The 22999-nt window shown below is 53.2% G+C and carries 18 protein-coding genes; 10 read left to right on the top strand and 8 right to left on the bottom strand.

Features of this window, described 5'->3' with window-relative positions; genetic code table 11:
* Nucleotides 1-7: 7 nt before the first annotated feature.
* From ACFO3I_RS14060 to ACFO3I_RS14040, 5 genes are all read left to right on the top strand, one after another.
* Nucleotides 8-949 carry a sugar kinase gene (locus tag ACFO3I_RS14060; RefSeq protein ID WP_377334927.1) on the top strand — a complete coding sequence of 314 codons (942 nt, stop codon included), beginning with the start codon at nt 8-10 and terminating at the stop codon, nt 947-949.
* A gap of 90 nt (nt 950-1039) precedes the next feature.
* The gene (locus tag ACFO3I_RS14055) at nt 1040-2662 is read left to right on the top strand and encodes an aldehyde dehydrogenase family protein (protein ID WP_377334925.1); all 1623 of its coding nucleotides are present in this window, start codon (nt 1040-1042) and stop codon (nt 2660-2662) included.
* Between the two features lie 187 nt (nt 2663-2849).
* Nucleotides 2850-5858 carry a TonB-dependent receptor gene (locus ACFO3I_RS14050; RefSeq protein ID WP_377334923.1) on the top strand — a complete coding sequence of 1003 codons (3009 nt, stop codon included), beginning with the start codon at nt 2850-2852 and terminating at the stop codon, nt 5856-5858.
* Nucleotides 5858-7042 carry a pectate lyase gene (gene pelA, locus ACFO3I_RS14045; RefSeq protein ID WP_377334921.1) on the top strand — a complete coding sequence of 395 codons (1185 nt, stop codon included), beginning with the start codon at nt 5858-5860 and terminating at the stop codon, nt 7040-7042. The genes ACFO3I_RS14050 and pelA overlap by 1 nt, the downstream gene beginning before the upstream one ends.
* On the top strand, nt 7023-7982 hold the full coding sequence (locus ACFO3I_RS14040; RefSeq protein WP_377334919.1) for a family 43 glycosylhydrolase: 960 nt from the start codon (nt 7023-7025) through the stop codon (nt 7980-7982). The genes pelA and ACFO3I_RS14040 overlap by 20 nt, the downstream gene beginning before the upstream one ends.
* 51 nt (nt 7983-8033) lie before the next feature.
* Here the strand turns inward: ACFO3I_RS14040 and ACFO3I_RS14035 are convergent, their stop codons facing one another.
* Both ACFO3I_RS14035 and ACFO3I_RS14030 read right to left on the bottom strand, forming a co-directional pair.
* Nucleotides 8034-9203, bottom strand: a complete 1170-nt coding sequence (locus tag ACFO3I_RS14035) for an acetyltransferase domain-containing protein (RefSeq protein ID WP_377334917.1) — start codon at nt 9201-9203, stop codon at nt 8034-8036.
* A gap of 7 nt (nt 9204-9210) precedes the next feature.
* A complete protein-coding gene (locus tag ACFO3I_RS14030) occupies nt 9211-11289 on the bottom strand; it encodes a TonB-dependent siderophore receptor (protein WP_377334915.1) in 2079 nt (692 codons plus the stop codon).
* 546 nt (nt 11290-11835) lie between these two features.
* Between ACFO3I_RS14030 and ACFO3I_RS14025 the strand changes: the two genes are divergently transcribed.
* Both ACFO3I_RS14025 and ACFO3I_RS14020 read left to right on the top strand, forming a co-directional pair.
* A complete protein-coding gene (locus ACFO3I_RS14025; RefSeq protein ID WP_377334913.1) occupies nt 11836-13557 on the top strand; it encodes a potassium/proton antiporter in 1722 nt (573 codons plus the stop codon).
* Complete coding sequence (locus tag ACFO3I_RS14020) at nt 13557-14363, top strand: polysaccharide deacetylase family protein (protein ID WP_377334911.1); 807 nt, start codon at nt 13557-13559, stop codon at nt 14361-14363. Before ACFO3I_RS14025 ends, ACFO3I_RS14020 begins: the two co-directional genes overlap by 1 nt.
* Before the next feature lie 10 nt (nt 14364-14373).
* Here ACFO3I_RS14020 and ACFO3I_RS14015 read toward each other — a convergent pair whose 3' ends face one another.
* Together ACFO3I_RS14015 and ACFO3I_RS14010 are read right to left on the bottom strand one after the other, a co-directional pair.
* On the bottom strand, nt 14374-15312 hold the full coding sequence (locus ACFO3I_RS14015) for a ZIP family metal transporter (protein ID WP_377334909.1): 939 nt from the start codon (nt 15310-15312) through the stop codon (nt 14374-14376).
* A gap of 108 nt (nt 15313-15420) precedes the next feature.
* Nucleotides 15421-15915, bottom strand: coding sequence for an aldolase/citrate lyase/malate synthase family protein (locus ACFO3I_RS14010; RefSeq protein ID WP_377334907.1), 495 nt, complete (start codon nt 15913-15915; stop codon nt 15421-15423).
* 121 nt (nt 15916-16036) lie between these two features.
* Here ACFO3I_RS14010 and ACFO3I_RS14005 point away from each other — a divergent pair, with 121 nt between their 5' ends.
* Nucleotides 16037-17548, top strand: coding sequence for a DUF3612 domain-containing protein (locus tag ACFO3I_RS14005; RefSeq protein ID WP_377334905.1), 1512 nt, complete (start codon nt 16037-16039; stop codon nt 17546-17548).
* Here the strand turns inward: ACFO3I_RS14005 and pyrC are convergent, their stop codons facing one another.
* Entirely contained in the window at nt 17549-18589 is a 1041-nt protein-coding gene (pyrC, locus tag ACFO3I_RS14000; protein ID WP_377334903.1) for a dihydroorotase, read from the bottom strand.
* A 222-nt stretch (nt 18590-18811) separates the two neighbouring features.
* On the opposite strand from pyrC, the gene ACFO3I_RS13995 reads away from it, so the two are divergent.
* The gene (locus tag ACFO3I_RS13995) at nt 18812-20728 is read left to right on the top strand and encodes an ATP-binding protein (RefSeq protein ID WP_377334901.1); all 1917 of its coding nucleotides are present in this window, start codon (nt 18812-18814) and stop codon (nt 20726-20728) included.
* Nucleotides 20729-20746: 18 nt separating this feature from the next.
* Entirely contained in the window at nt 20747-21421 is a 675-nt protein-coding gene (locus ACFO3I_RS13990; RefSeq protein ID WP_377334899.1) for a DUF599 domain-containing protein, read from the top strand.
* Nucleotides 21422-21496: 75 nt separating this feature from the next.
* Here ACFO3I_RS13990 and dolP read toward each other — a convergent pair whose 3' ends face one another.
* The 3 genes from dolP to ACFO3I_RS13975 are packed head-to-tail and all read right to left on the bottom strand — an operon-like array spanning nt 21497 to nt 22998.
* The gene (dolP, locus tag ACFO3I_RS13985; protein ID WP_377334897.1) at nt 21497-22063 is read right to left on the bottom strand and encodes a division/outer membrane stress-associated lipid-binding lipoprotein; all 567 of its coding nucleotides are present in this window, start codon (nt 22061-22063) and stop codon (nt 21497-21499) included.
* Nucleotides 22063-22650, bottom strand: a complete 588-nt coding sequence (locus ACFO3I_RS13980; protein ID WP_377334895.1) for an SIS domain-containing protein — start codon at nt 22648-22650, stop codon at nt 22063-22065. The genes dolP and ACFO3I_RS13980 overlap by 1 nt, the downstream gene beginning before the upstream one ends.
* A 12-nt stretch (nt 22651-22662) precedes the next feature.
* Nucleotides 22663-22998, bottom strand: coding sequence for a YraN family protein (locus ACFO3I_RS13975; RefSeq protein WP_377334893.1), 336 nt, complete (start codon nt 22996-22998; stop codon nt 22663-22665).
* Between the last annotated feature and the right edge of the window lies 1 nt (nt 22999).

Raw genomic sequence — 22999 nt, 5'->3', positions numbered from 1 at the left:
GAAGTTTATGACGGGTCGGGTCATCGTATTTGGCGAATGCATGGTGGAGTTGTACCAACTGGTGGAAAACGTCTACCACCAGAATTTTGCCGGTGATGTATTTAATACCGCCGTGTATTTAAAGCGGATGAACCCGGCTGTGCAGGTCGACTTTTTTACCGCTGTAGGCACTGATCTGATCAGCGATAAATTGCTGGCGGCGGTGGAAGCGGAGAAACTGGGCAGCAGTCTGATGCTTCGTAGCAAAACTGCCCGGCCAGGACTTTATATGATCAACACCGACTGTTTCGGCGAGCGCAGCTTTGTGTACTGGCGCGACAGTTCGGCAGCCAAGCAAACCATAGCTTTGTACCAGCAGCAACTGACGCTTGGCAAACTCAGCAGCAGTGACTGGTTTTATTTCTCCGGCATCAGCCTGGCGATTTTGCCGGACGCTGACCGTGAATCACTGTTTGGCCTGTTGGCTGAACTGAAAGCGGCAGGCGTGAAAGTAGCCTTTGACCCGAATTACCGCCCTGCGTTGTGGCGCAGTGTGGACGACTGCAAAGCGGCTTTTGTGCGCGCTTATGCGTTATCCGATTTGGCGTTGCCTGGGCTGGACGACCACAAGGTGTTGTTTAATGCCCAGAGTATCGACGATGTGGTGGCGCAGCTGGCAGAGCTGGGTGTGGCCGAAATCGTGGTGAAAAATGGCAAAGACGGCGCGACGGTGCGCACCAGTGCTGACAGCTTCCATATGCCTGCTGTGACAGTGAAAAAAGTGGTGGATACCACAGCGGCCGGTGACTCCTTTAATGGTGGTTATCTGGCAGCCCGTCTGGCGGGTAAAGACGCTAAAGCCGCCGCCCGACTGGCTGCAGCGCTGGCCGCTTTTGTAGTGGAGCATACAGGCGCAATCGTTAGCCATGACAATTTCCGTGCTTTTACGCAGCGCTATAGCCTGAATTAGGTAGCAAAAAATGGAGCTGGCCTGACTATAACAATAACGCCAGCAACCCAGCCTGGGTTCGCAATTCACCTATTGCGAAAAGGAGCTTTTATGTCTGATTTAACCCATTTGTTTCCGACCGCCGCTGAGCTGGCGGCTGAATTCCCGCAGCCAGTTGCGCTCGAGCAGCGGCATTATCTGGTGGCTGGTGCATTGCAGCAATGGCCGGGGGAACTGGCTCCTGTGGTCAGCCCGGTGTGCGTGCGTGATGCACAGAGCCACACCCTGAACCCGGTGATCCTGGGCGCGACCCCGCTGATGGACAGCGCCGCAGCCTTGCAGGCGTTGGATGCCGCAGTCAAGGCTTATGATTTGGGCCGCGGCCATTGGCCGACGCTGCCGGTGCTGGAACGCATCCGTCATATTGAAGCGTTTCTGGCGGCCATGCTGAAACAGCGGGACGCCGTGATCCGGCTGCTGATGTGGGAAATTGGCAAAAATACAGCAGATGCCAGCAAAGAGTTTGACCGTACCTGTGACTACATTCGTGACACAGTGCAGGCGATGAAGTTGCAGGACAGAGCCGATAGCCACTTTGTCAGCGAGCAGGGCGTGTTAGGTAAAATCCGCCGGGTACCGCTCGGTGTAGTGCTTTGTATGGGGCCTTTTAACTATCCGCTGAATGAAACTTTTACCACCCTGATCCCGGCCTTGATGATGGGCAACACTGTGGTATTTAAGCCCGCCAAATACGGGGTCTTGCTGATTGAACCTCTGCTGCAGGCTTTTGCCGATTGTTTTCCTGCCGGTGTTATTAATGTGATTTATGGCCGTGGCCGTGAAACTGTGGGTGCGCTGATGGAAACCGGCAAAGTGGATGTGCTGGCCTTTATCGGTACCAATAAAGGCGCCAGCGACTTAAAACGTCTGCACCCTAAGCCGCACCGGCTGAAAGCTGTGTTGGGCCTGGATGCGAAAAACCCAGCCATAGTGCTACCTTGCGCTGATTTAGCCGCAACGGCCAAAGAAATTATTGCCGGGGCTTTGAGCTTTAACGGCCAGCGCTGTACGGCGCTGAAAATCATTTTTGCGCCGCGCCAGCAGGTGGAGGCGTTGCTGCCGTTGCTCAGTGCAGAAATCAATAAATTGCAGTTGGCGATGCCTTGGCGTGCCGGTGCGCAAATTACCCCAATGCCGGAGCCTGGTAAAACCGCGGCCATGCGGGCGTTGATTGAGGATGCACTGGCAAATGGTGCGATAGTGCAGAACCCGGGCGGTGGCGATCTGGCCGGGCCTTTAATGAAGCCGGCTTTGCTGTACCCGGTTAACCCGGGCATGCGGCTGTACCAGGAAGAGCAGTTTGGTCCATTGGTGCCGCTGGTGCCGTACGACGATATCAGCGAAGTGATTGATTACGTCATTCACAGCAACTTTGGCCAGCAGTTGAGTATTTTTGGTCAGGACGGTGCGGCCATCGGGCCTTTGGTGGACTTATTTGCCAATCAGGTGGGCCGGATCAATATCAACAGCCAGTGTCAGCGCAGCCCGGATTCCTTTCCTTTTACCGGCCGCAAGGACTCTGCTGAAGGCACCTTGTCGGTACAGGATGCGCTGCACCAGTTTTCAATTCCGACCCTGGTGGCGATTAAAGGCACAGAGCAGGGCATAGCGCTGGTGCGGGATATGGTGCAACAGCGTCAGTCCGGTTTTCTGGCAACCGATTTCTTGTTCTGATCCAGCGCTGCCCTGCCGTGATTCTGCCGGCAGGGGGATCTTTTTTTAATGGGATTAGTATTTCGCTTATTTGCTACCGGTGGCAATGGGGCGAAATGTTGTAGTCAGACGGGGACTCAGCCTGCTCACACCGACCCTACGGGGAAACAAAAAACAATTTTAATAAAGAAACAACAGGGAATTAAACATGACGAACAAAGCTTTTCTTCCGGGCAAGCTTAGCCTTGCTATTTGGCTGGCGCTGGGCAGTGGCTCCGTAGTAGCGCAGCAACAGCAGGAGACCAAAACCGCGACAGAGCAGGATGTCGAAGTGATCCAGGTGTCAGGTTACCGCGGCAGTCTGAGCCTGGCCTTGTCGGCCAAACGTGAAGCGGTTGGCAGTAAAGAAACCATTCTGGCTGAAGACTTGGGTAAATTTCCGGACCTGAACGTGGCCGACAGCCTGGCCCGTATTCCTGGTGTGGCTATTGAACAGGACGCCGGTGAAGGCCGTCAGATCAGTTTACGTGGTCTGGGCGCCACTTTTGTCAAAACCACCATCAACGGCATGGAGTCAGCTTCTGCTGGTGCCGCAACAGACGCTTCGGGCGGCGCCAATAAAAGCCGGGCTTTTGACTTTAACGTCTTTGCCTCTGAGCTGTTTACCCAGATTGATGTGAATAAAACCGTGGCAGCTGAGCTGGAAGACGGCGGTATTTCCGGCAATGTGAACCTGCAGACAGCACGGCCTTTCCAGTACCAGGACAGCAAGTTCGCGTACAACCTGAACGCCCGGTACAACGACGTGGCGGAAGAAGTCACCCCGCGTGGCTCGTTGATGTTCAGTCAAAACTGGGACAACAAATTTGGTGTGCTGGTATCGGCAGCGTATTCGGAAGGTCTGGTGCAAAGTGAAGGCGCGACTACAGTGCGCTGGTCGGTGAATAACCCGTCCTGGGTGAAGGATTCGGCTGACAATCTGCTGACCGCAGCACCAGTCACTCAGCTCAGCCCAAAAGGAGTCTATACCAATGAAAATATGGAAGGCATCTGGCTGCCGCGTATTCCCCGGTATTCCATCTTCAACAAACAACAAGACAGGTTAGGTCTGACCGCAGCGTTTCAGTATCAGCCGACCGACGATTTACTGCTGAACCTGGATGTTCTGCAGGCCAAACTCGACAGTACCATGGATGAGTTCCAGTACTCCGCCTTGCTGCGTGGCAACGTCAGCAGTAAAACCAGTATCTACGCGGAGAACCTGCTGGTGGATGCCAATAACACCCTGGTGGCCGCAACCTTGTCTGGCGTACCTATTCGTTCTGAGGCGCGGCAGGATGTGTCCAACTCCGACTTTAATCAGATGACTTTCTCCGGTGACTGGCATGCAACAGATGCACTGAAAATCAGTTTCCTGGCCGGGACAGGTAAATCTGATCTCGATATTCCTTACCAGCGAACCTTTGGTCTGGACAGCTTTAACTCGACTTTCGCCTACAGCTACGACAGCTCAATTGACCCGATCAGCCTGCTCAGCCAGACCGGCAGCAGTATTGGTTCGGCCAGCATGAACATGAATATGCCGTCTTTTGCTTTTGCGCCAGCGCAGGCCTTTGGTGGCAGCTACAGCAAAGAGCAGCTGCAACAACTGATGCTGGACCCAAGCTTGTACAGCCTGGGCCTGGTGCGTAACCGCAGCCAGCAGATTAACAGCGAAAACAATAACTTCTCATTGAATTTTGCCTATGAACTGAATGACGAACTGACGCTGAAGTGGGGCCTGAACCACCGTACCTTTAAAACCGCTAACGTGCAGTATGACAATGGCTGGAAAGTGCTGAACACCAGCACCAATAAAACCAGTGGTGATGCGGCAGAAGCACTGGTGCAAAAGCTGCCTGCTGCTGAACGGGCTGGTGCCTTATTTGGCATCTCTCTGGCAGACGCCGGTCAGCATTTTGGCAACGCGGCGTCAATTCCGGGCAACTCCACGCTGGATTCCAACAGCTGGTTAACCACCGACTACCAAAAGGTGTACAACGCCTTCTCGGCGGCTGACTTCTTTGTGGCGAAGCAGCGTTACAACGCCACTTACGACATTGAAGAAAAAGTGTCAGGGGTTTTTGTGCAGTTGGATTTTAAAACTGAACTGGCCGGTAAAGAGCTACGCGGTAATATTGGTGGCCGTTACCTGGATAACGAAAACACTTCAGGCATTGTCAATCTGGACCATATCTACGCCGACGGTTACACCGCTGGCCGCGGTGCGGGCGCAGATTTGGCGGATGGTTACGGCTGGCGGTACACCAATAGCAGTAACAAAGATTTTCTGCCCAGTTTAAACCTCGCCTATGATCTGACTGAAGACGTCGTCGCCCGTCTGAGTCTGGCCAAAGCTATTACCCGGCCAGCTATTGCAGACCTGGCGTCCGCCATTAAAGTGAATACGCCGGATTCGAAAGATCCGACGGCCACCATCGAAATGGGCGCAGGCCCCACCTTGATGCCGTATGAATCTGACCAGATCGATCTGGCGCTGGAATGGTACTTTGACGACGAAGCACTGCTGGCTCTGTCGGTGTTTTATAAAGACATTACCGGCTTGTCAAAAGGCACCACCTCACAGGTGTTCAGTCGTGAACAACTGTCACAGCTGGGCATCGACTTAGGCGACACAGACCCGGCGACTGTAACCTGGGAAGTGACACAACTGATGAATACGCCGGCTGAAGGCGTGCGGGGCGCTGAATTTATTTATCAGCAACCGTTCAGCTTCCTGCCGGAACCCTGGAACCATTTTGGTATTCAGAGCAACCTGACCTGGATTGATTACATGAAAGATCTGGCGGACCCATTAACTGACGTGACCCTGAGTTTGCTGGCTGAAGAAACCTCACGCCTGGCCTATAACACCACCTTGTATTACGAGCATGGCGATTTCAGTGCCCGTTTTTCCTGGAACTTCCGCGAGCGTTATATCAAGGAATATCTGGATAAATACAAAGACGAAGGTAACTTCGGTCGTGGTTATGAAGACAAAGGTCAGTTGAATTTCTCATCGCGCTACAAAGTGAGCAAAAACCTGTCGGTGAGCTTTGAGGCGATTAACCTGACCAACGCCGCGACTGAGCAGTGGAGTGATGTTTATACTTCCCGTCCGGTGGAGTATTTGCTGACCGGCCGTCAGTTCCTGGTAGGTGTGCGGGGGACCTTCTGATGATCCGTTGCAGTGGATTGCTTCTGCTGCTATTGGGGAGCCCCGTCTGGGGCTCTTCGTACTGGCAGGATCAACCCTTAACTTCAGCCTGGCAGCAGTATTTGCAGCAATCGGAGCAGTTGAAACTGCAGGACCAGCAGCAGCTGCAGCAGGAGCTGAAAAGCCTGGGCTTGTCGAAACCGCTGAAAGCCAGCCATGCGAAAAACTTTGGTCTGGAGGCGATTGGGTCGACGGCAGATCTGATGGCGGTGCTGAGTTACCAGACGCCAAGTGGCGGCTGGAGCAAAAGAACCGACATGAGCCAGCCGCGCGCAAAAGGGCAGTGGGCAGGGTCTGAACCTGGTTATATTCCGACATTCGACAATGGTGCCACCAGCAGTCAGATGCGCTGGCTGATGCAGTATTTCCCACAAGCGACTGCCGCCCAGCAACAGCAAATCCGCCAAAGCCTGGGCAATGCACTGCAGTTTATGCTGCAGGCGCAATTTCCTAACGGCGGCTTTCCGCAGAATTACCCGCTCAGAGGAGGCTACCATGACGCCGCCACCCTGAACGACCATGTGATGGCGGACCTGTTAACCCTGCTGTGGGACATTAGTGAGTCGGCTCTGTTTAGTAGCGAGCAACAGCAGCAGGCCCGCGAGGGTTTTGGGCGCGGTGTGCAGTTTTTGGTGAAGTCTGTGGTGGTGCTGAATGGCCGGCCGACGGTCTGGGCTGCTCAGCACCATCCGCTGACGCTGGCACCTGTAGCCGCACGTAAGTTTGAGCAGGTCAGTCTGGTGAGTACCGAAAGCGCCAAGTTGCTGGCGTTGTTGCTGGAGAAAGCCAGTGATCAGCCTGGTGTAGTGAAGACTTTGTGTTATGGCGCTTTATGGCTGCAGCAGCATCAGATCAAAGACAAAAAATGGCAACGCACCGCCACCGGCTCGTCTTTAGTTGATGCCAAAGGCCAGTTGCTCTGGGCGCGCTTTTACAGCCTGACTGACGAAAAACCGGTGTTTTTTGACCGTGATGGTCAAACATACTCTGATGTCAACCAATTATCACTGGAGCGGCAACAAGGCTATGGCTGGTATCAGTCGGAAGGCAAACCCTTTTTGAAAGCCTGGGCCAAAAGGCCCGAACTGCAGCAACAGTGTGCCCCAAGCCAACAGGAGCTGTCGGATGCGACTAAAACTCCTTAACTGGCTCTGGTTAGTCAGCGGCGCGGCTCTGGCTGGCAACCCACTGCCTCTGGGTGAGCAACTACGGGTGGCAGACCCCTCCGCTCATGTCTGGCCCGATGGTCGGTTGTACCTGTACACATCGCATGACCTGGAATGCCAACAAGACTTTTATATGCAGGACTGGCTGGTTTTTTCAACGTCTGACTTGCAGCACTGGACTGCGCATGGTCCGGCGCTTGATTTAAAGGCTGTCAGCTGGGCGGATAACTACGCCTGGGCACCGGACGCCGCCTATAAAAACGGCAAGTACTACCTGGTGTTCCCTGCTGGCACCGGCGTAAAGAACCGCAGCCAGCCGGAAAAAAGTACGAAATGGATGGGTATAGGCGTTGCGGTCAGTGACAACCCGGCCGGGCCCTTTAAAGACGCGATTGGGGCGCCACTGTGGCGCACTCCTTATGCCAACGATCCCAGTCTGTTTATTGATGACGACGGCCGCAACTGGCTGTATTTCCACGGCCGTGACTTTGATTATTATGTGGTGGAGCTGGCGGACGATTTACTCAGCACCAAAGGCGACTTTATCAAAATGGATATGGGCGGGTATGAGCCCAAAATGGAAGGCCCCTGGGTGTTTAAACGCAATGGTCTGTATTACTTCACCATGCCGGAAAACAACAGATCGCTGGCGTATTACACCGCCACATCGCCAACCGGACCCTGGACTTACAAAGGGGTGTTTATGGCGCAGGAGGGGGAAAACAATAACCATCACTCCATAGTGCAGTACCAGGGCCAATGGCTGCTGTTCTACCACCGCTGGCTGCAAAGTGCCGACTCGGCCTGTGGCAAACAACGCCAGGTGGCTGCTGAGTACCTGCAGTTTGATCTGCAAGGGCTGATTTTGCCGGTAAAACGCACTGAACAAGGGCTGAAAGGGTTTGCTGCTCAGAAGTAAAAGCGGGCATTGATGCCCGCTTTGCGTTATTACATAAAGAGTTGTGACGACTTAAAAATACGTCAGCCAGGGCTTCAGGTGTTTTTCCCTGTGTTTGTACTGTGCAAACCACTGGGTCGGTTTGTACAGCGCCAGGGGCAACAGGATGGCAAAGGCCCAGATTAAGTAATAAGAATCCACGCCAAATCTGTCGCCCTGGTTCGCGCCGAAAACAGCGTAACAAAGGCTGTAGCAAAGCAAAATGACATACAGATGCAGCAGATAAATAAACATTGGTGCTGAGCCAAATACGGTCAGGGCTCTGATGAATCTATTGTCCAGAGATTCAAACAAGCAAAGCAGTAACAAACCTGTGCCTATGGTAATCAGCAGGAAATCTAAGGACGGCGGGTACTTGGTAAAGTTAAAAAACGCCATCAGAGTCAGCAGTGTGCTTTGCTGGCTTTCCCAGGGCAAGCTTTCGCCATAGAGATTGAAGCCCCGCAACACCAGCAGCAGTGCATAACAGCCCAGGCCTAAACTCAGTAGCAGTTTTTTGCGGTTTTCCGGCGAGCGGCTCTGTGCATATAAAGGCCCGGCAAAATAGCCAACCAGAATGACCCCTATCCATGGCAACACCGGATACGACACCCGGATGGTGAAAGGCCCTGTATCGGTCAGGTAGCCTCTGTCATGCATCAATGTCCACAAGTTGTAGCCCCATTCATCGGGTGTGAAATGCACTGGGGACAGCAGGTTATGCCCAATCACAATGGCAAAACCCAGCAGGCCAACCAGCCAATAATTCAGTTTGCTAAGCACTGCAAGCGCCAGCATACAGAGGCCGATAGCCCAGATCACCTGCAGGAAAATAGTGCTGATGGAGCCGGCCCACACCAGATAAACCGCTGTCAGTTCCAGCACAATTAAAAACAAACCACGTTTAGCCAGAAAGCGGCTTGGTGAACGAAAGGCTTGGTTGGCCGGATGAGCATAGAGCCAGGCCGATAGCCCGGTTAAAAACACAAACATAGGCGCACAAAGATGTGCCAGATAGCGGGAGAAATACATCGCAGGCGAGGTCTGTGCCAAATCCATCGGATCCAGAATGGGAATATGCAGCGCAAAGCGTTCTTTAATGTGGTCCAGCATCATAAAAATAATGATTAAACCGCGCATCGCATCTATCGACAGGATACGTTTGGTCTGGTTTTGGGCGGCAGCCGGATCGGGTAAAGTCATAGTGTCTTTAGAAACCATAACGCACACCCACACGGTAGCTGCGTGGTTCACCCGGCACTGTCCACAGCGCTGAATAGGAGTTCAGCACATAATTTTTATCGAACAGGTTGTCGATATTCAACTCCAGCTGCCAGTTGGCATCAAGTTCAGTGTGTAAAAACAGATGGGTCAGGCTGTAGGATGGCAGCAGATAAGACGGCTGTACTGAATCACCCAGGCGTTCACTCTGGTAGCGCCAGCGTACGCCGGCATTATGGCTGAAACCCAAGGCAGCGAAATGCTGGTTCAGCGCCAGGCTTGCCGTGTGTTTTGGCACGTTGACCAGGCGGCTGCCTGCCGGAATTTCCACGCCCCAGTCCAGACTCAGCGCATTGTTTAAAGTGCGGGTATCTAGCCAGGCGTAAGACAGGTCCAGCTTTAAATCCTCAGTCAGCGGGTAGCTCAGGTCCAGCTCAACCCCTGTGCTTTGTGCTTCACCCAGCGGTGCAGCAAAACCGACGTTGATTGGATCTGAGGTCAGAATATTGGTTTTGGTGCCGTCAAATACAGCTAAGGTCCAGCTGGCGCCGTCTTGATGCCACTTCAGACCCATTTCTTTTGAGCGGCTGCTCTCCGGGTCGAAACCACGGCCCAGATAATCGGCACCACTCAGGGGCAAAAAGCCTTCGGAATAGCTGGCATACCACTGCAAATGTGGGGTGACGTCATAAACCAAACCTAAACGCGGGCTGCGCTCGGTAAAGGATTTATCCGCAAAGGTAGCGTTTACCTGCTCTTCAAGGCTTTGTTTCACCTTATCCAAACGCAGGCCAATTAACAGCTGCCAATCCTGATGCAGGCGGATAATGTCCTGTATATAGACGCCATAAGCTTTCTGATGCTCTAAATTGGCATACAGTGGGTTGACTGTGCCTGGCACCGCGACGCCATACTGCGGGTTAATAATATTTATGGCATAACTGCCTTTGGCGCCACGGTAACGGCCCAGATAGTTATACAAGTCATAGTCATAGCCATCAGCACCCAGCATCAGGTTATGCTCCAGCCCCAGCAGTTGCAGGCTGCCGCTGATTTCGGCCCGTACTGATAAATCTTCTGACCAATAATCACGGAAACGGCGCTGCCGGGTCAGGGTTTGGCCGTCGTCATAAATTGACTGACGGGCGACCGCCAGTTCTGCGTCTGAAGAAAAACCAGACAGATCGGAATCGCGGTAACTGATGCCAGCGTTAAAGGCCCAACCGTTGGCCAGATCCTGCTGAAACGTGAGCTGGTGGCCGCGGGCGCTGATTTCGGTCGGGCCGTCAGTGGGTTCCCCCAGATAACGTTCGCGTGGCAGGCTGTCAAAATTGTTATTCAGCACCACCAAACCACGGTCAAACAATTGAGATTGTTCCAGGTATTCAAATTCATACAACAAAGAGCTGTCTGAATTGATTTGCCAAAGCAGCGATGGGGTGATCACTTTTTTGTCTGAATTCACATAGTCGCGGAAGCTGCCGTAATCCTGCACTGCGCCATTGACCCGAAATGCCAAATCCTCGGAAAGGCCCGTTGTATAGTCGGCTTCGACCCGGTTTTGCTCAAAACGGCCATGGCTGGCTTTGATATAGCCCTGGGTATCAAAGGCGGGTTTACGGGTGACAATATTAATGGTGCCACCAGGCTCAGAGCGGCCATAGAGTGCAGAGCCGGGGCCTTTTAAAATTTCGACGTATTCGACATTGGATAAATCGCGGTGACCACTAAAACCCCGGCCACCATTAAAGCCATTGATCAGGTAACCTGATGGCATGTTTTCGTTGCCCGGAAAACCGCGCAATGAATAGCTGTCCCATAAACCACCGCCATTGTTTTGCCGGGCAATACTGGCCGAATTGTCGAGTGCATCCTGAAAGCGCGTCAACGCCAGTTGGTCAAACTCATCGCGTGACAACACATCAATGGCCTGAGGCAAATGCTCGGCTGGCACATTGCCACGGTAAGCCTGGTGATGATGAACCTGAATATGCTCAACAGAGGTTTCAGCTGCACTGACAAGAGCAGGAAATAACAACAAAGTGGCGATGGGAGTTAAACGGGGCATGCTGGTTCCTGAGACGACTTAACACGAAATTTTTGTGATAATATCACAAATAATGTGTGATAGTGTTACATGTTTTGCGATAAGCCCAGGTCAGAGAGGGTTCTGCTGCAGTTTGGCGAGTTAAGTTACAAAGGTTAACATTTTGTGTATTTTTATTTAATGCTGATTCTGGCAGACTAAATCGGTCTGAATGGATCGAACTAGCGCATCAGACCTTTTAAGCTGCCCTGTTGGCAGCTTTTTCTTTTCTGGCTGGCGGCGACCGATTTTCTTCTGACGAATTTGTTGAGTTTCCGGCTTCATCCCTCACTATGTGATTATCTCTGCTGAAAATCTGGGTTTACTCCTAAACATCTGCAGTGAAAATGCGGTTTATTTATAATTTTAGTTAAAACTAATAAATATTAACTTATTGAAAATTAACTACTAAAAAGTAGTATTTTTTATTTGTGATAATTTGGTACTGATTTTTTCTGCTAAAGCCCATAGATAACCAGCAAAGATCTGTTATCTTGAAAAAAGCTGATTTGAAACGGAGGGCGCGCCTTGGATGCAATTACCATCAATAATCTGTTACTGATTGGTGCTTTGCTCGTGGCGGCCAGCATTATGGTCAGCTCAGTCGCCAGTAAAATTGGCGTGCCGATCCTGGTGATCTTTCTGGCTGTAGGCATGCTGGCCGGAACCGATGGCCCGGGAGGCATCGAATTCAGTGATTATTCGCTGGCCTATCTGGTCAGTAACCTGGCCCTTGCCGTTATTCTGCTCGACGGTGGTATGCGTACCAACGTGAAAACCTTCCGTGTCGCGCTGTGGCCCTCTTTATCTTTAGCGACTTTAGGTGTCGCCATCACCGCCGGTTTGACCGGTCTCGTCGCGGCCTGGCTGTTTAACCTGGAATTGATTGAAGGCTTGCTGATAGGCGCTATTGTGGGCTCCACCGACGCCGCTGTGGTGTTTAACCTGCTCAATGGCAAAGGTCTGAACGAACGGGTGGGCTCAACACTGGAAATTGAATCCGGCACCAATGACCCGATGGCAATGTTCTTAACTGTCACTCTGATTGCGATGATTGCCGAAGGCAAAAGCAGCTTCGATTTGATGATTCTGGTCAATCTGGTGCAGCAATTCGGCGTCGGCATTCTGCTGGGGCTGGGCGGTGGCTGGATGATGCTGCAGTTGATTAACAGGCTGGAGATCGCCGACGGTCTTTACCCTTTGCTGGCGGTCAGTGGTGGCATTTTGCTGTATGCGGTGTCTGGTGCTGTTGGTGGCAGCGGTATTATGACGGTCTATGTGTTGGGGTTGATGCTTGGCAATAAACCTATCCGCAACCGCCATGGTATTTTGCATATGTTTGATGGCCTGGCCTGGCTGAGCCAAATCGGTATGTTCCTGGTGCTTGGCTTGTTGCTGACGCCATCAGAGCTTTTGCCTATCGCGATTCCTGCACTGATTTTGTCGTTGTGGATGATCTTCTTTGCCCGGCCTTTGTCGGTTTTTGTTGGCTTATTGCCATTTCGCAGTTTTAAGCTCAAAGAGCGGTTATTTATTTCCTGGGTTGGCTTACGGGGGGCTGTGCCGGTGATCCTGGCTGTGTTTCCGCTGATGGCCGGGTTGGACCATGCCCATCTGTTTTTTAATGTGGCGTTTTTTATCGTGCTGGTGTCTTTGCTGGTGCAAGGCACCACTTTGGGTTTTGCCGCGTACAAAGCCAAAGTGGTGGTGCCGCCCATGCCGATGCCAGTGTCGCGCTCTGGCATCACAGTGCATTTAACCAGTCAGTGGGAGATCTTTGTCTACAAACTGGGTGCGGAAAAATGGTGCATTGGCGCTGAGCTGCGCGAGCTGAATATGCCGGACAACACCCGTATCGTCGCCTTGTTCCGCGAGCAGATGTTATTGCACCCAAGCGGCAGTACCAAATTGCTTGAAGGTGATATTCTCTGTGTGATGGCGCACGATGCCGACTTGCCAGTATTGGGGCGGATGTTCAGCGAAACGCCACAGCGCAACTTCGATTTTGGCTTCTTCGGCGACTTTATGATTGAAGGTAACGCCAGGTTGACCGATATGGCGCTGTTCTACGCCTTGGATCTGACAGGAATGGATAAATTTGACAATATAGGTGACTTGCTGACAGAACTGGTGGGTGGTAAACCCGTGGTGGGCGATACTTGCCAATGGAGCAATATGCTCTGGACCATAGCCGAGCTGGACAACGGCAAGGTGAAAAAAATAGGTGTCAAACCTCTGGACGTGGCCTGATGAAACACTATGTTGTTGCTGTGTTACTGAGTTCTTTATTGCTGGCCTGTACTGAGCCAGAGCCTGAATTCCACTGGCCTGCCGGGGCAAAAGCTGCTGTCAGCCTGTCTTATGATGATGCGCTGCTTAGTCAGTTGCAGCATGCAGTACCGGCGCTGAATAACGCAGGTATCAAAGCCAGCTTTTACCTGCCGACCCGCTTTCCTGTGTTTCAGCAGCATCTGTCTGAGTGGCAGCGGTTGGCGGCACAAGGGCATGAGCTTGGCAATCACACCGCCAGTCACCCATGCCAGGCGCAAGGCCGGCCTTGGGTCACCCCAGAGCAGGATTTAAACCGGCGTACCGTGGCGCAAATGCAACAGGAGTTGCAGGAGGCGCATCAGGCGTTAAAAGCGCTGGATGGCCAGCCGCAGCGTACTTTTACCCCACCTTGTTTTGATTCTCAGGCGAAAGATGGTCACTATTGGGCGCAGTTGCCCGAGTTTCTGCTGGCGGCGAAAACCAATCAAATAGCGCAATGGACCAGTCAAAATGGTGCCAGGGTACCCAATCTGTTTTTGGTAGTAGAGCAACAAGGTCTGGCTGATATTCTGGCGTTTTTGCAGCAGGCTGCCGAGCAGGGGGCGGTGGCAAACTTGCTGTTTCATGGCGTAGGGGGTGACCATATGGCGGTATCAGTAGCCACCCATCAGGCGATACTGGATTACCTGAACGAGCACAAATCCATCTACTGGACAGACACTTACCTGCATATTCAACAGTATTTACAACAAGGCAGGCTGCCAGCTGCAGTGCCTGCCGGTTAACTCAGGCTGATTAGCCCAGGCTGGTGTCCAGCACCATCATCAGCGCAAAACCTGCCATCAGCCCCAGAGTAGCAGAGGTCTGATGGCCATTTCTGTGGGTTTCCGGGATCACTTCATGCGACACCACAAAAATCATTGCACCTGCCGCCAGGCCCAGCCCTATAGGGTAGGCCAGCGCAAAACCGCTGGATAACCCCACGCCCATCAAGGCGCCCAGCGGCTCTAATACGCCGCTGGCGGCAGCGACCAGCACAGCAAAGCCAGGTTTAAAACCAGCAGCGCGTAAGGACAAGGCCACCGCCAGACCTTCCGGGATATCCTGCAAGGCAATGGCAGTTGCCAGAGGCAAGCCGACACTCATATCGCCAGAGGCAAAGCTGACGCCAACGGCCATGCCTTCCGGCAGGTTATGCAGCGCTATCGCAAATACAAAAAGCCAGATGCGGTCGCATTTTTGGTAACCCGGGCCACAAGGGCCGGTTTTGTCATGTTCATGCGGGGTGAAGGCATCCAGACCCAACATCAGCAGCACACCTAGTGTCATACCCGCCACCACCACTAAGGCCCCTAAGGCATCACTTTGCAATAAAGACGTGCCGGCTTCGATGCCTGGCAGTATTAAAGAGAACGCGCTGGCGGCTAACATCATGCCGGCGGCAATCCCCAGCAGGCTGTCTTCCAGCGCAGCATTCAGCTGGCGTAAAAATAACGCGGGCAAAGCGCCAAGCGCGGTAGCGACAAAACCTGCGCTGCCACCCAGCAGCGCCAGTTTCAGGTTGTTGCTGCTGGGGCTGTTGGATAAATGCAGCAGGCTTTGGCCAAGCAATAGTAACACGGCCAGCATGGCGACAGCCAAACCGGCAGCCGCCAGTTTGTGTTCGCGCAGGTGGCTGCGAAATTCAGGCCACCAGCTTTGGCTGTTCAGAGAAATTGAGGTAGGTGAATTCATCGGCAGACTCCTGTTGCACTGAGTCCCAGTAAAACCTGTTGGGGACTCCAGTGCAACAGCAGTAGGCTGAGATTAATCGCTTGTTGTGTTCAGGAAAAACGATACAAGCTATTGCGGCTGATAAAAACCGCCCTGCAGATCACGGAAGCAGGGACTGTACTGAGCCGGACTGACGCAGGCGGCTGGCGCCGTATTGCCGCGTAACATGCTGAACCACTGGCCGTCCGACAACTGCAGCAGAATGTCACTGATGCCCGCTTTGTCGTCACTGCTGGCGCGGCAGAACAGCAACTCAACATGGCGGCCATGGTCGCAAAGCAGCAGGCTTTGTGGCTTTTCTTCGGCACCACCAAAGGCCACCAGCTGAGCTGGGTTTTGCAGGCCGGTCTGGCTGCCGTCGGCAAAAAACACCAGCAAGTGTTGGTAATACATCACATAACTCTGCACATCCTGATGGCTGCCTCTGTCCAGTGGAAAGACTTTGTCGAGGAAGGCTTTGGAATAATCCAGGATCTGACGGCGGTGCATCACATTGAATTCCGCAATCATCTGGCACTGTTGCTGGAAAGGCTGCTCCATTTGGGTCAGGGCTGTATTGTTCATTTTTTGTTCCTCGTTTTTTCTGTGTAGGGTGGTCACACCAGTTGTCACTGTGTGAAAAACAGTCTAGTCTGAAAATCTGACAAATTTCACAATAAAAACTTCACACTGTGAATTTTACAAAATGAGCCAATCCAGCCTGAGCCGACAGTCACACTTTTTGGGCACTAAAGTGCGCAACTTACGTAAACGTAACCAACTGACGATGGAAGATTTATCCACCCGTTGTGTGCGGATAAGCCCGGAATACGCCCCGTCGGTGTCTTACCTTTCGATGATCGAAAACGGCAAACGTACGCCGTCGCGTGAGATGCTGGACGTGATAGCCCAGGTGTTTCAGAAAGAGCCGGACTGGTTTCTGGATGGCGATGAGCAGCAGCTCGACCTGACTCCGGCCAAATTCAGCAGCAAAGGCGGCGTGTCCGGCATGCCGCTGGAGCCTGGCTTTTTATTTACTCAGGATATTTTACAAATTGCCATCCCGGAGATGCTGTCGCAAACCGGCATCAGCGGCCGCCAGTTTGCTCAGTTGCTGATCCGGGCGCATCAGGAGCATCACCAGAACCACTTTCCCGAGCTGGAAAGGGCTGCAGAGGAGGTTGGACAAAAGCGGATGCCGCTTAGTCTGGACGAGCTGTTGCAGATTTGCCGTCAGCTGGGACTGGAACTGCATTGGTTCAATGAGCCTGCGGCCGAAGTGCTGGATGAGCTGGGGGTACGCAGTCAAAACGTAGCTACGTCGTATTTTTTGCCGCCGAATCAATTGCATCTGAACCTGCTGTTGCAGCAATGGCCAACCCGGCTTAAGTATGAGTTAGCGGTGCACATCGGTCACGCGGTGTTGCATGGCAAAGACAGGGTAAAAAGCACCATGCAGGTGGGGGGCGCGTACGACAGCGAAACCGCCGATACGGCGCAAATGGCGCCGCAGGATATTCTGCAGGCCTGGCGTGATTTTGAATCCAGCTTTTTTGCTGGCGCTTTGCTCTGTCCGAAACAGCCGTTTCGTCAGTTGCTGGACAGAACAGGTTATGCCATCAGCAGCCATGAACTGGCGGGGGTGTCGGCGTCGGTGGCGATGCGGCGGATGACTGCCGTGTCGCCTTACCGGCATTGGCACTATTTCGATGCCTACACGCCGGGCAAGCTGAAAGCGGTGTACCGCGGCAATGGTATTCCGTTGCCCTGGGGCAATATGCGTCAGGTGCCGGACCCTTGCCAGCACTGGGCCGTATTTCGCATGTTCGGCCAGCCGGACACCGGCTCGTCCGCCCAACTGTCGTTGCTGGACGTGCAAGGCAAACCGCGGATTTATTGCTGTGAGTCAACCAAAGTGACTGACATGGCCGGCAATGCGCATGTGCTCTGTGCCGGCGTCGATCTGAACCCCGCAATAGCGGCTCAGGGCATAGACGCCGATGCGATGGCGCTGGAACTCAAACAGCTGTGTGTGACGGCGCAGGGTGGGGTGATGGTGCCAAAAGCGATTCGCAGCACCTTAAATACGGTGGCGAATGTGCTGAATATTCAGTGGGTGCAACGCAGTATGGAAAAACCAGCCCAGCTGATTTGCGCCAGAGGAAGCAGTTGCCCCCGGCAGCCGGGCTGTTATCAGAGTTGTCAGCACAAGGTCTGATCACAGACCTTGTTGCAGTTTCCAGTTTAACTTTTGTTCGGCGAAAAACGGCACTATCGGACTGCCGTCTGGCAGGCTGATTTCAGCTGGTACAGTCCAGTCTTCTTTCACCAGCCTAATGGTGCCGCTGTTGCGTGGCAGGTTGTAAAAATCCGGGCCATAGTGGCTGGCAAAACCTTCCAGCTTGTCCAGACATCCTAATTCTTCAAATACCTGCGCATAAAGCTCAATGGCACTCCAGGCGCTGTAACAACCGGCGCAACCACAGGCCGCTTCTTTTTTGTGACGGGCATGCGGGGCTGAGTCGGTGCCGAGGAAAAAGCGTGAATGGCCAGATGCGACCACAGCACGTAAGGCTTCCTGATGAGTACGGCGTTTTAACACCGGCAGGCAGTAGTTGTGTGGACGAACGCCCCCCACCAGCAGGTCGTTACGGTTCATTAGCAAATGCTGTGGAGTGATGGTGGCTGCCACCCGCTCTGGAGCTGCTTTGACAAATTCAGCCGCGTCGGCGGTGGTGATGTGTTCGAACACCACTTTCAGGCCTGGCACTTTTTCAACAACCTGAGATAAATGCAGGTCGATAAAGACTTTTTCACGGTCGAAAATATCAACATGGCTGTCGGTCACTTCGCCGTGAACCAACAGCAACATCTGTTGCTCAGCCATCACTTCCAGTACTGGGTACAGCTTACTTAAACTGCTGACGCCCGAGTGCGAGTTGGTGGTGGCGCCTGCCGGATACAGTTTGGCTGCCACTACACCGGCAGCTTTGGCTGCTTTGATATCTGCCGCACTGGTTTGGTCGGTCAGATACAGCACCATTAAAGGTTCAAAGCTGCTGTGGGCCGGGCGGGCCGCCAGAATACGTTCTTTATAGGCCATAGCTTCGGCCGCATTTGTCACAGGAGGAACCAGGTTCGGCATGACGATAGCGCGGCGGAAGCAGCGGGCTGTGGCTGCGACCGTTTCTTGCAGCATATCGCCATCACGGAAATGTAAATGCCAGTCGTCAGGGGTCTGAATAGTCAGAGTGGTCACAGTTCTCTCCTCGGGTGGGTGATTACGCCATCAGGGCGGCGCAGTTTAGCATGCTTGCGTCTGGCTGGTGGTGATCCGGCGCGAATTTTCATCTGAAAATCCGGCGCCAAGCGGACCGGTGGGCCACAAAGTTGTTGGTCCGCTGGATGCTGCATGGTCAAAGTCAAATGGAATGAGTTATAGTTTTGATACTTCAGGTTTATTTGCCTTTTTGGAGTACGAATGCAGGGCAACTCATTGCCACATTGGCCGCTGTTAAGACTGAAGCTTTGGTCCTGGCTGCTGCCTTTGTTTTGTTTAGTCTGTGCTCTGCTACTTACTGAATACCAGGCGCGCGAAATCGTCGCCCGTCAACAACATCAACAACTGAAACAGCTGGTCAGTGTGGCGGGGCAGCTGCGCTCCTTTATTGAAGCTGAAGTGAATACACCGCTGTATCTTAGCCTTGGGTTAGCCTCACATGTGAAAGCTACCGGCGGGCACCCGGATCCGAAAGACACCATGTTGTTGTTGTCCAGCTTGCTGGATCAGGGCAAACATATCCGCAATATCGGCATTGCGCCGGACAACGTATTAACGCTGATTTACCCGGTAGAAGGCAATGAGCGTGCACTTGGCATCAACTATACCCAGTTGCCGCAGCAATGGCCGGTGATCCAGCAAATTATCCAGCAGAAAAAAGCCCGCCTGGTCGGGCCCATAGCTCTGGTGCAGGGCGGGACAGGGTTTATTTATCGGGTGCCGGTGTTTCTGAATGACGGCAGTTACTGGGGCATGATCAGCACAGTGCTTGACCTGAACCTGCTTTGGCAAAGTCTGACGCAGCAAAGTAACAGTTATCAGGTGGCGATGGCACTGCGCTATGACGGTGAATCGCAGGCGTTTTTTGGCCGGACAGAATGGTTTCAGGATGCGACTCTGACACTGGATCTGAGCTTACGCGGCGCCCATTGGCAAATGGCTATCCGCTCGCTGGACGGCACCGCCGGTTGGGGCCTGTGGCATTGGCGGCTGGCGGGTGGTTCGGTGTCGGTGATTTTCTGTCTGATGCTTGGCTGGTTATTGTTTTCCTTCCGGCGCAGCTTCGAGTTTTCCGAAGCTTTGCAGGAAACTGAAACCTACAGCAGGCGTATTCTGGATGCGGTATCGGACGTGATTATCACCACCGACCTGCAAGGGCGGATAGAACGGATGAACCAGGCTGTCACAGTGGTGTTTGGCTACCTGCAACCTGAATTGCTCGGCAAGGATTTCGCTATCTTGTTGCAAAGCGGGGAATCCGGCTGGCACGAAGGGCAATTGCCTTTGCAGGAAAGCATAGGGGTGCGCAAATCCGGCGAGCTTTTTGCGATGGAGTTGTCCCGGCGGGAAACGGAGAGGGCAGGTCAGCGCCGCTATGTCTGGTTATTGCGTGATATTTCAGAGCGCAAAGAAGTGGAGCAGCTGAAAGACGAATTTGTTTCGACAGTCAGCCACGAATTGCGCACGCCACTGACCTCTATTAACGGTGCTTTAGGCCTGGCGTTAGGCGGAGTGTTAGGCCCGTTGACGGATAAACAGCAGCATATGCTGTCGCTGGCGGAGCAAAACAGCCGGCGGCTGGCGCATTTAATTAATGACTTGCTGGATATTGAAAAGCTGGCGGTGAATAAGATGCCGTTTAAGTTTAAGCTGTGGCCGCTGCAAAGTCTGTTGCAGCAGGCGATAGAGCTGAACCAGCCGGTGGCATTCGCCCGGCAGGTGCAATTGCAGCTGGTTGACCCTGAGCAGGCTGATGCCTGGGTTGAAGTAGACGACACCCGTTTCCAGCAGTTGATGGCGAACTTGCTGGCCAATGCCATTCGACACAGCCCGCTCAAAGGGGTCGTCAGCATCAGGATTGAACTGCAACCCACCCAGGTGACTGTCTCTGTGGTTGACCAGGGCGCTGGGGTACCGGTTGATTTCATCCCGCGCTTGTTTCAGAAATTCTCGCAAGCTGACGCGTCAGACCGGCGGACTGTCAGTGGTACCGGGCTTGGGCTGGCCATTTGTAAAGAGCTGGTCAAAACGATGCGGGGAGAAATTGGTTATCGCCACTCTGAGCAGGGCGGTGCCTGTTTTTATTTCCACCTGCCTTTGGCAACCCAATTGTTTTAACAGAAAAATGGAGTAGGCATGACCCTGATAGACGCCGCTGCGGTATGTTGGTTTTTAGTGTTGTGGGGTGGTTATACCTTCTATGCCAAGCGCAAAGCCCGTACCGACAGTTGTTTATCTTTTGAAATGCGGCGTAAACGTAATGACTGGATGCAGCAAATGCTGCGCCGGGACAATAAAATGGCGGATGTGGCGCTGATTTCGACCTTGGAGCGAAATGTGTCCTTCTTTGCATCCAGTACCTTATTAATCCTGGCAGGTTTATTGACGGCTATGGTGTCCAGCACCAGTCTGGCTGAGGTATTGGCATATCTGGCTCCCTGGCATGAAGTCAGCAAAGAGGCGATTCAGGTAAAAGTTCTGTTTTTGGCGGTGATTTACGTCTTTGCATTTTTCCAGTTTACCTGGGCGCTTCGTCAGTATGGTTTTGGTGGTGTGCTGATTACCGCCGCGCCTGATGGAAAAAACCTGACCGAAGAAGAGCATGCGCTCTATGCCAACCGTACAGCCAAAGTCATCGATCTGGCTGGCCATTCATTCAACTACGGACTACGTGCCATCTATTTTTCACTGGCGACGTTAAGCTGGTTTATTGACCCGCTTGCTTTTATGGCCTCTTCAGTCGTGGTGCTGGCGGTGATGCGCCATCGGGAGTTTCATTCCAAAGTGCTGAAGGCTCTACAGCAGTGTTAAAACCACTTGGGGGTCAGGTCTTGAATTTTGCATGCCAATGCAAAATTCAAGACCTGACCCCCAAGGTAAGTTGGTTTACTGCTTGTATTCGAAGGCTTTAATCACGCGGGCTACACCGTCCACATTTCGGGCCAGATTCACCGCTTTATTGGCTTCATCTTCGCTGACCAAGCCCATCAGAAAGACTTCGCCGTTTTCGGTGACAATTTTTATATTCATCGCATTGACGGCGTCATCGGCCAGAAACTTGGTTTTGACGCGGGTGGTGATCCAGGCGTCCTGACTGGCGGTGCCAAAGGTGACTTCACTGCCCACCCGGATTTGGTTATGCACATCACGGACTCCGTCCACCCGCACCAGTTCAGCGGCCTGCTGGCGCACACCTTCAGCCGGAACCTGGCCAGTGAGCAGCACAATGCCGTTATAACTGGTGATATTGATATTGCCGGTTTTTTTGGTGGCAGGGTCTTGATCCAGTGCTTTGGATGCACGCAGAACTATGGTTTTGTCGTCAATCTGGCTGCCCAGAGTGCGAGGGTCGCCAGCTGAGGTTACCGCGGTGGCGCCACCGGCCAGCACTGCCGCTGCACAACCTTGTAATAACCAGGCGACTAAAGCTAAAGCTGTGATACGTAACATCATCAGTAATCCTCTTGTTGTGGGAATAAGGTCATGTCGATCAGCTCACAGATCGCATGCAATAAAAAACTGTAACATTCAAACACCCGGGCAGGCCTGTGGGCCGGTACCCGCAGCTCGGTGTCCTGTGGCCCCAGCAAACCGGACAACTCGCCGCTGCTGTCGACCGTCAATGCCACCACGGCCATATCCTGAGTCAGGGCTGCTTCCACCGCTTTGATCAGGCGGTGCTCTTCCCCTGTCATTGATATAACGACCAGCACATCCCCTGCCTGACCTATGGCGCGCACCTGGCGGGCCAGATGTTCAGGTTTGGCCTGATTATCCGGCTGCAGTGCACTGCTTTGGCTGACCAGCGCAAAAGCCGGTAAACAAGGACGCTCCGCTTCAAACTGATCCAGCAGGAGTTGTGAAAAATGACTGGCGAGTGCCGCCGAAGCACCTTCACCGCAACAGACTACTTTGCCACCATTGATCAGGCAGTTCACTATCGACACGGCCGCATTTTCTATCGGGGCGGCCAGGGCTTCGCCTGTGGCGATCATGGTCTGAATGTTTTCGGTAAATAACTGCTTAATATGGTCTTGCATGGGTTCCTGGTCCTAAAAGGCGTTTTTTACCCAGCGGATATCCGCCGGGTCTGCGCCAATGGCGATCACGTCAAAGCGGCAATGGCACTGGCCATGCTGCTGTAAATACAGGGCCGCCGCGCGGCGCAGCTTTTGCTGTTTGGCGTGGGTGACCGCTGCCGCGGCACCGCCAAAGGAGCGCGACTGGCGAAATTTCACTTCGACAAACACAGTACAGTTGCCATCCTGCATCACTAAATCCAGTTCCCCAAGGCTGGTGCGGTAATTGCGCTCCAGCAAAGTCAGCCCCTGTTGCTCCAGATAACGCAGCGCCTGTTGTTCATACAGCTGGCCACGTTGCAGGTTCATT

It is taken from the genome of Rheinheimera marina (genome assembly GCF_042654345.1).
Lineage (GTDB): Bacteria > Pseudomonadota > Gammaproteobacteria > Enterobacterales > Alteromonadaceae > Pararheinheimera > Pararheinheimera marina.
This window is presented reverse-complemented; position numbering and strand designations above follow the sequence as displayed.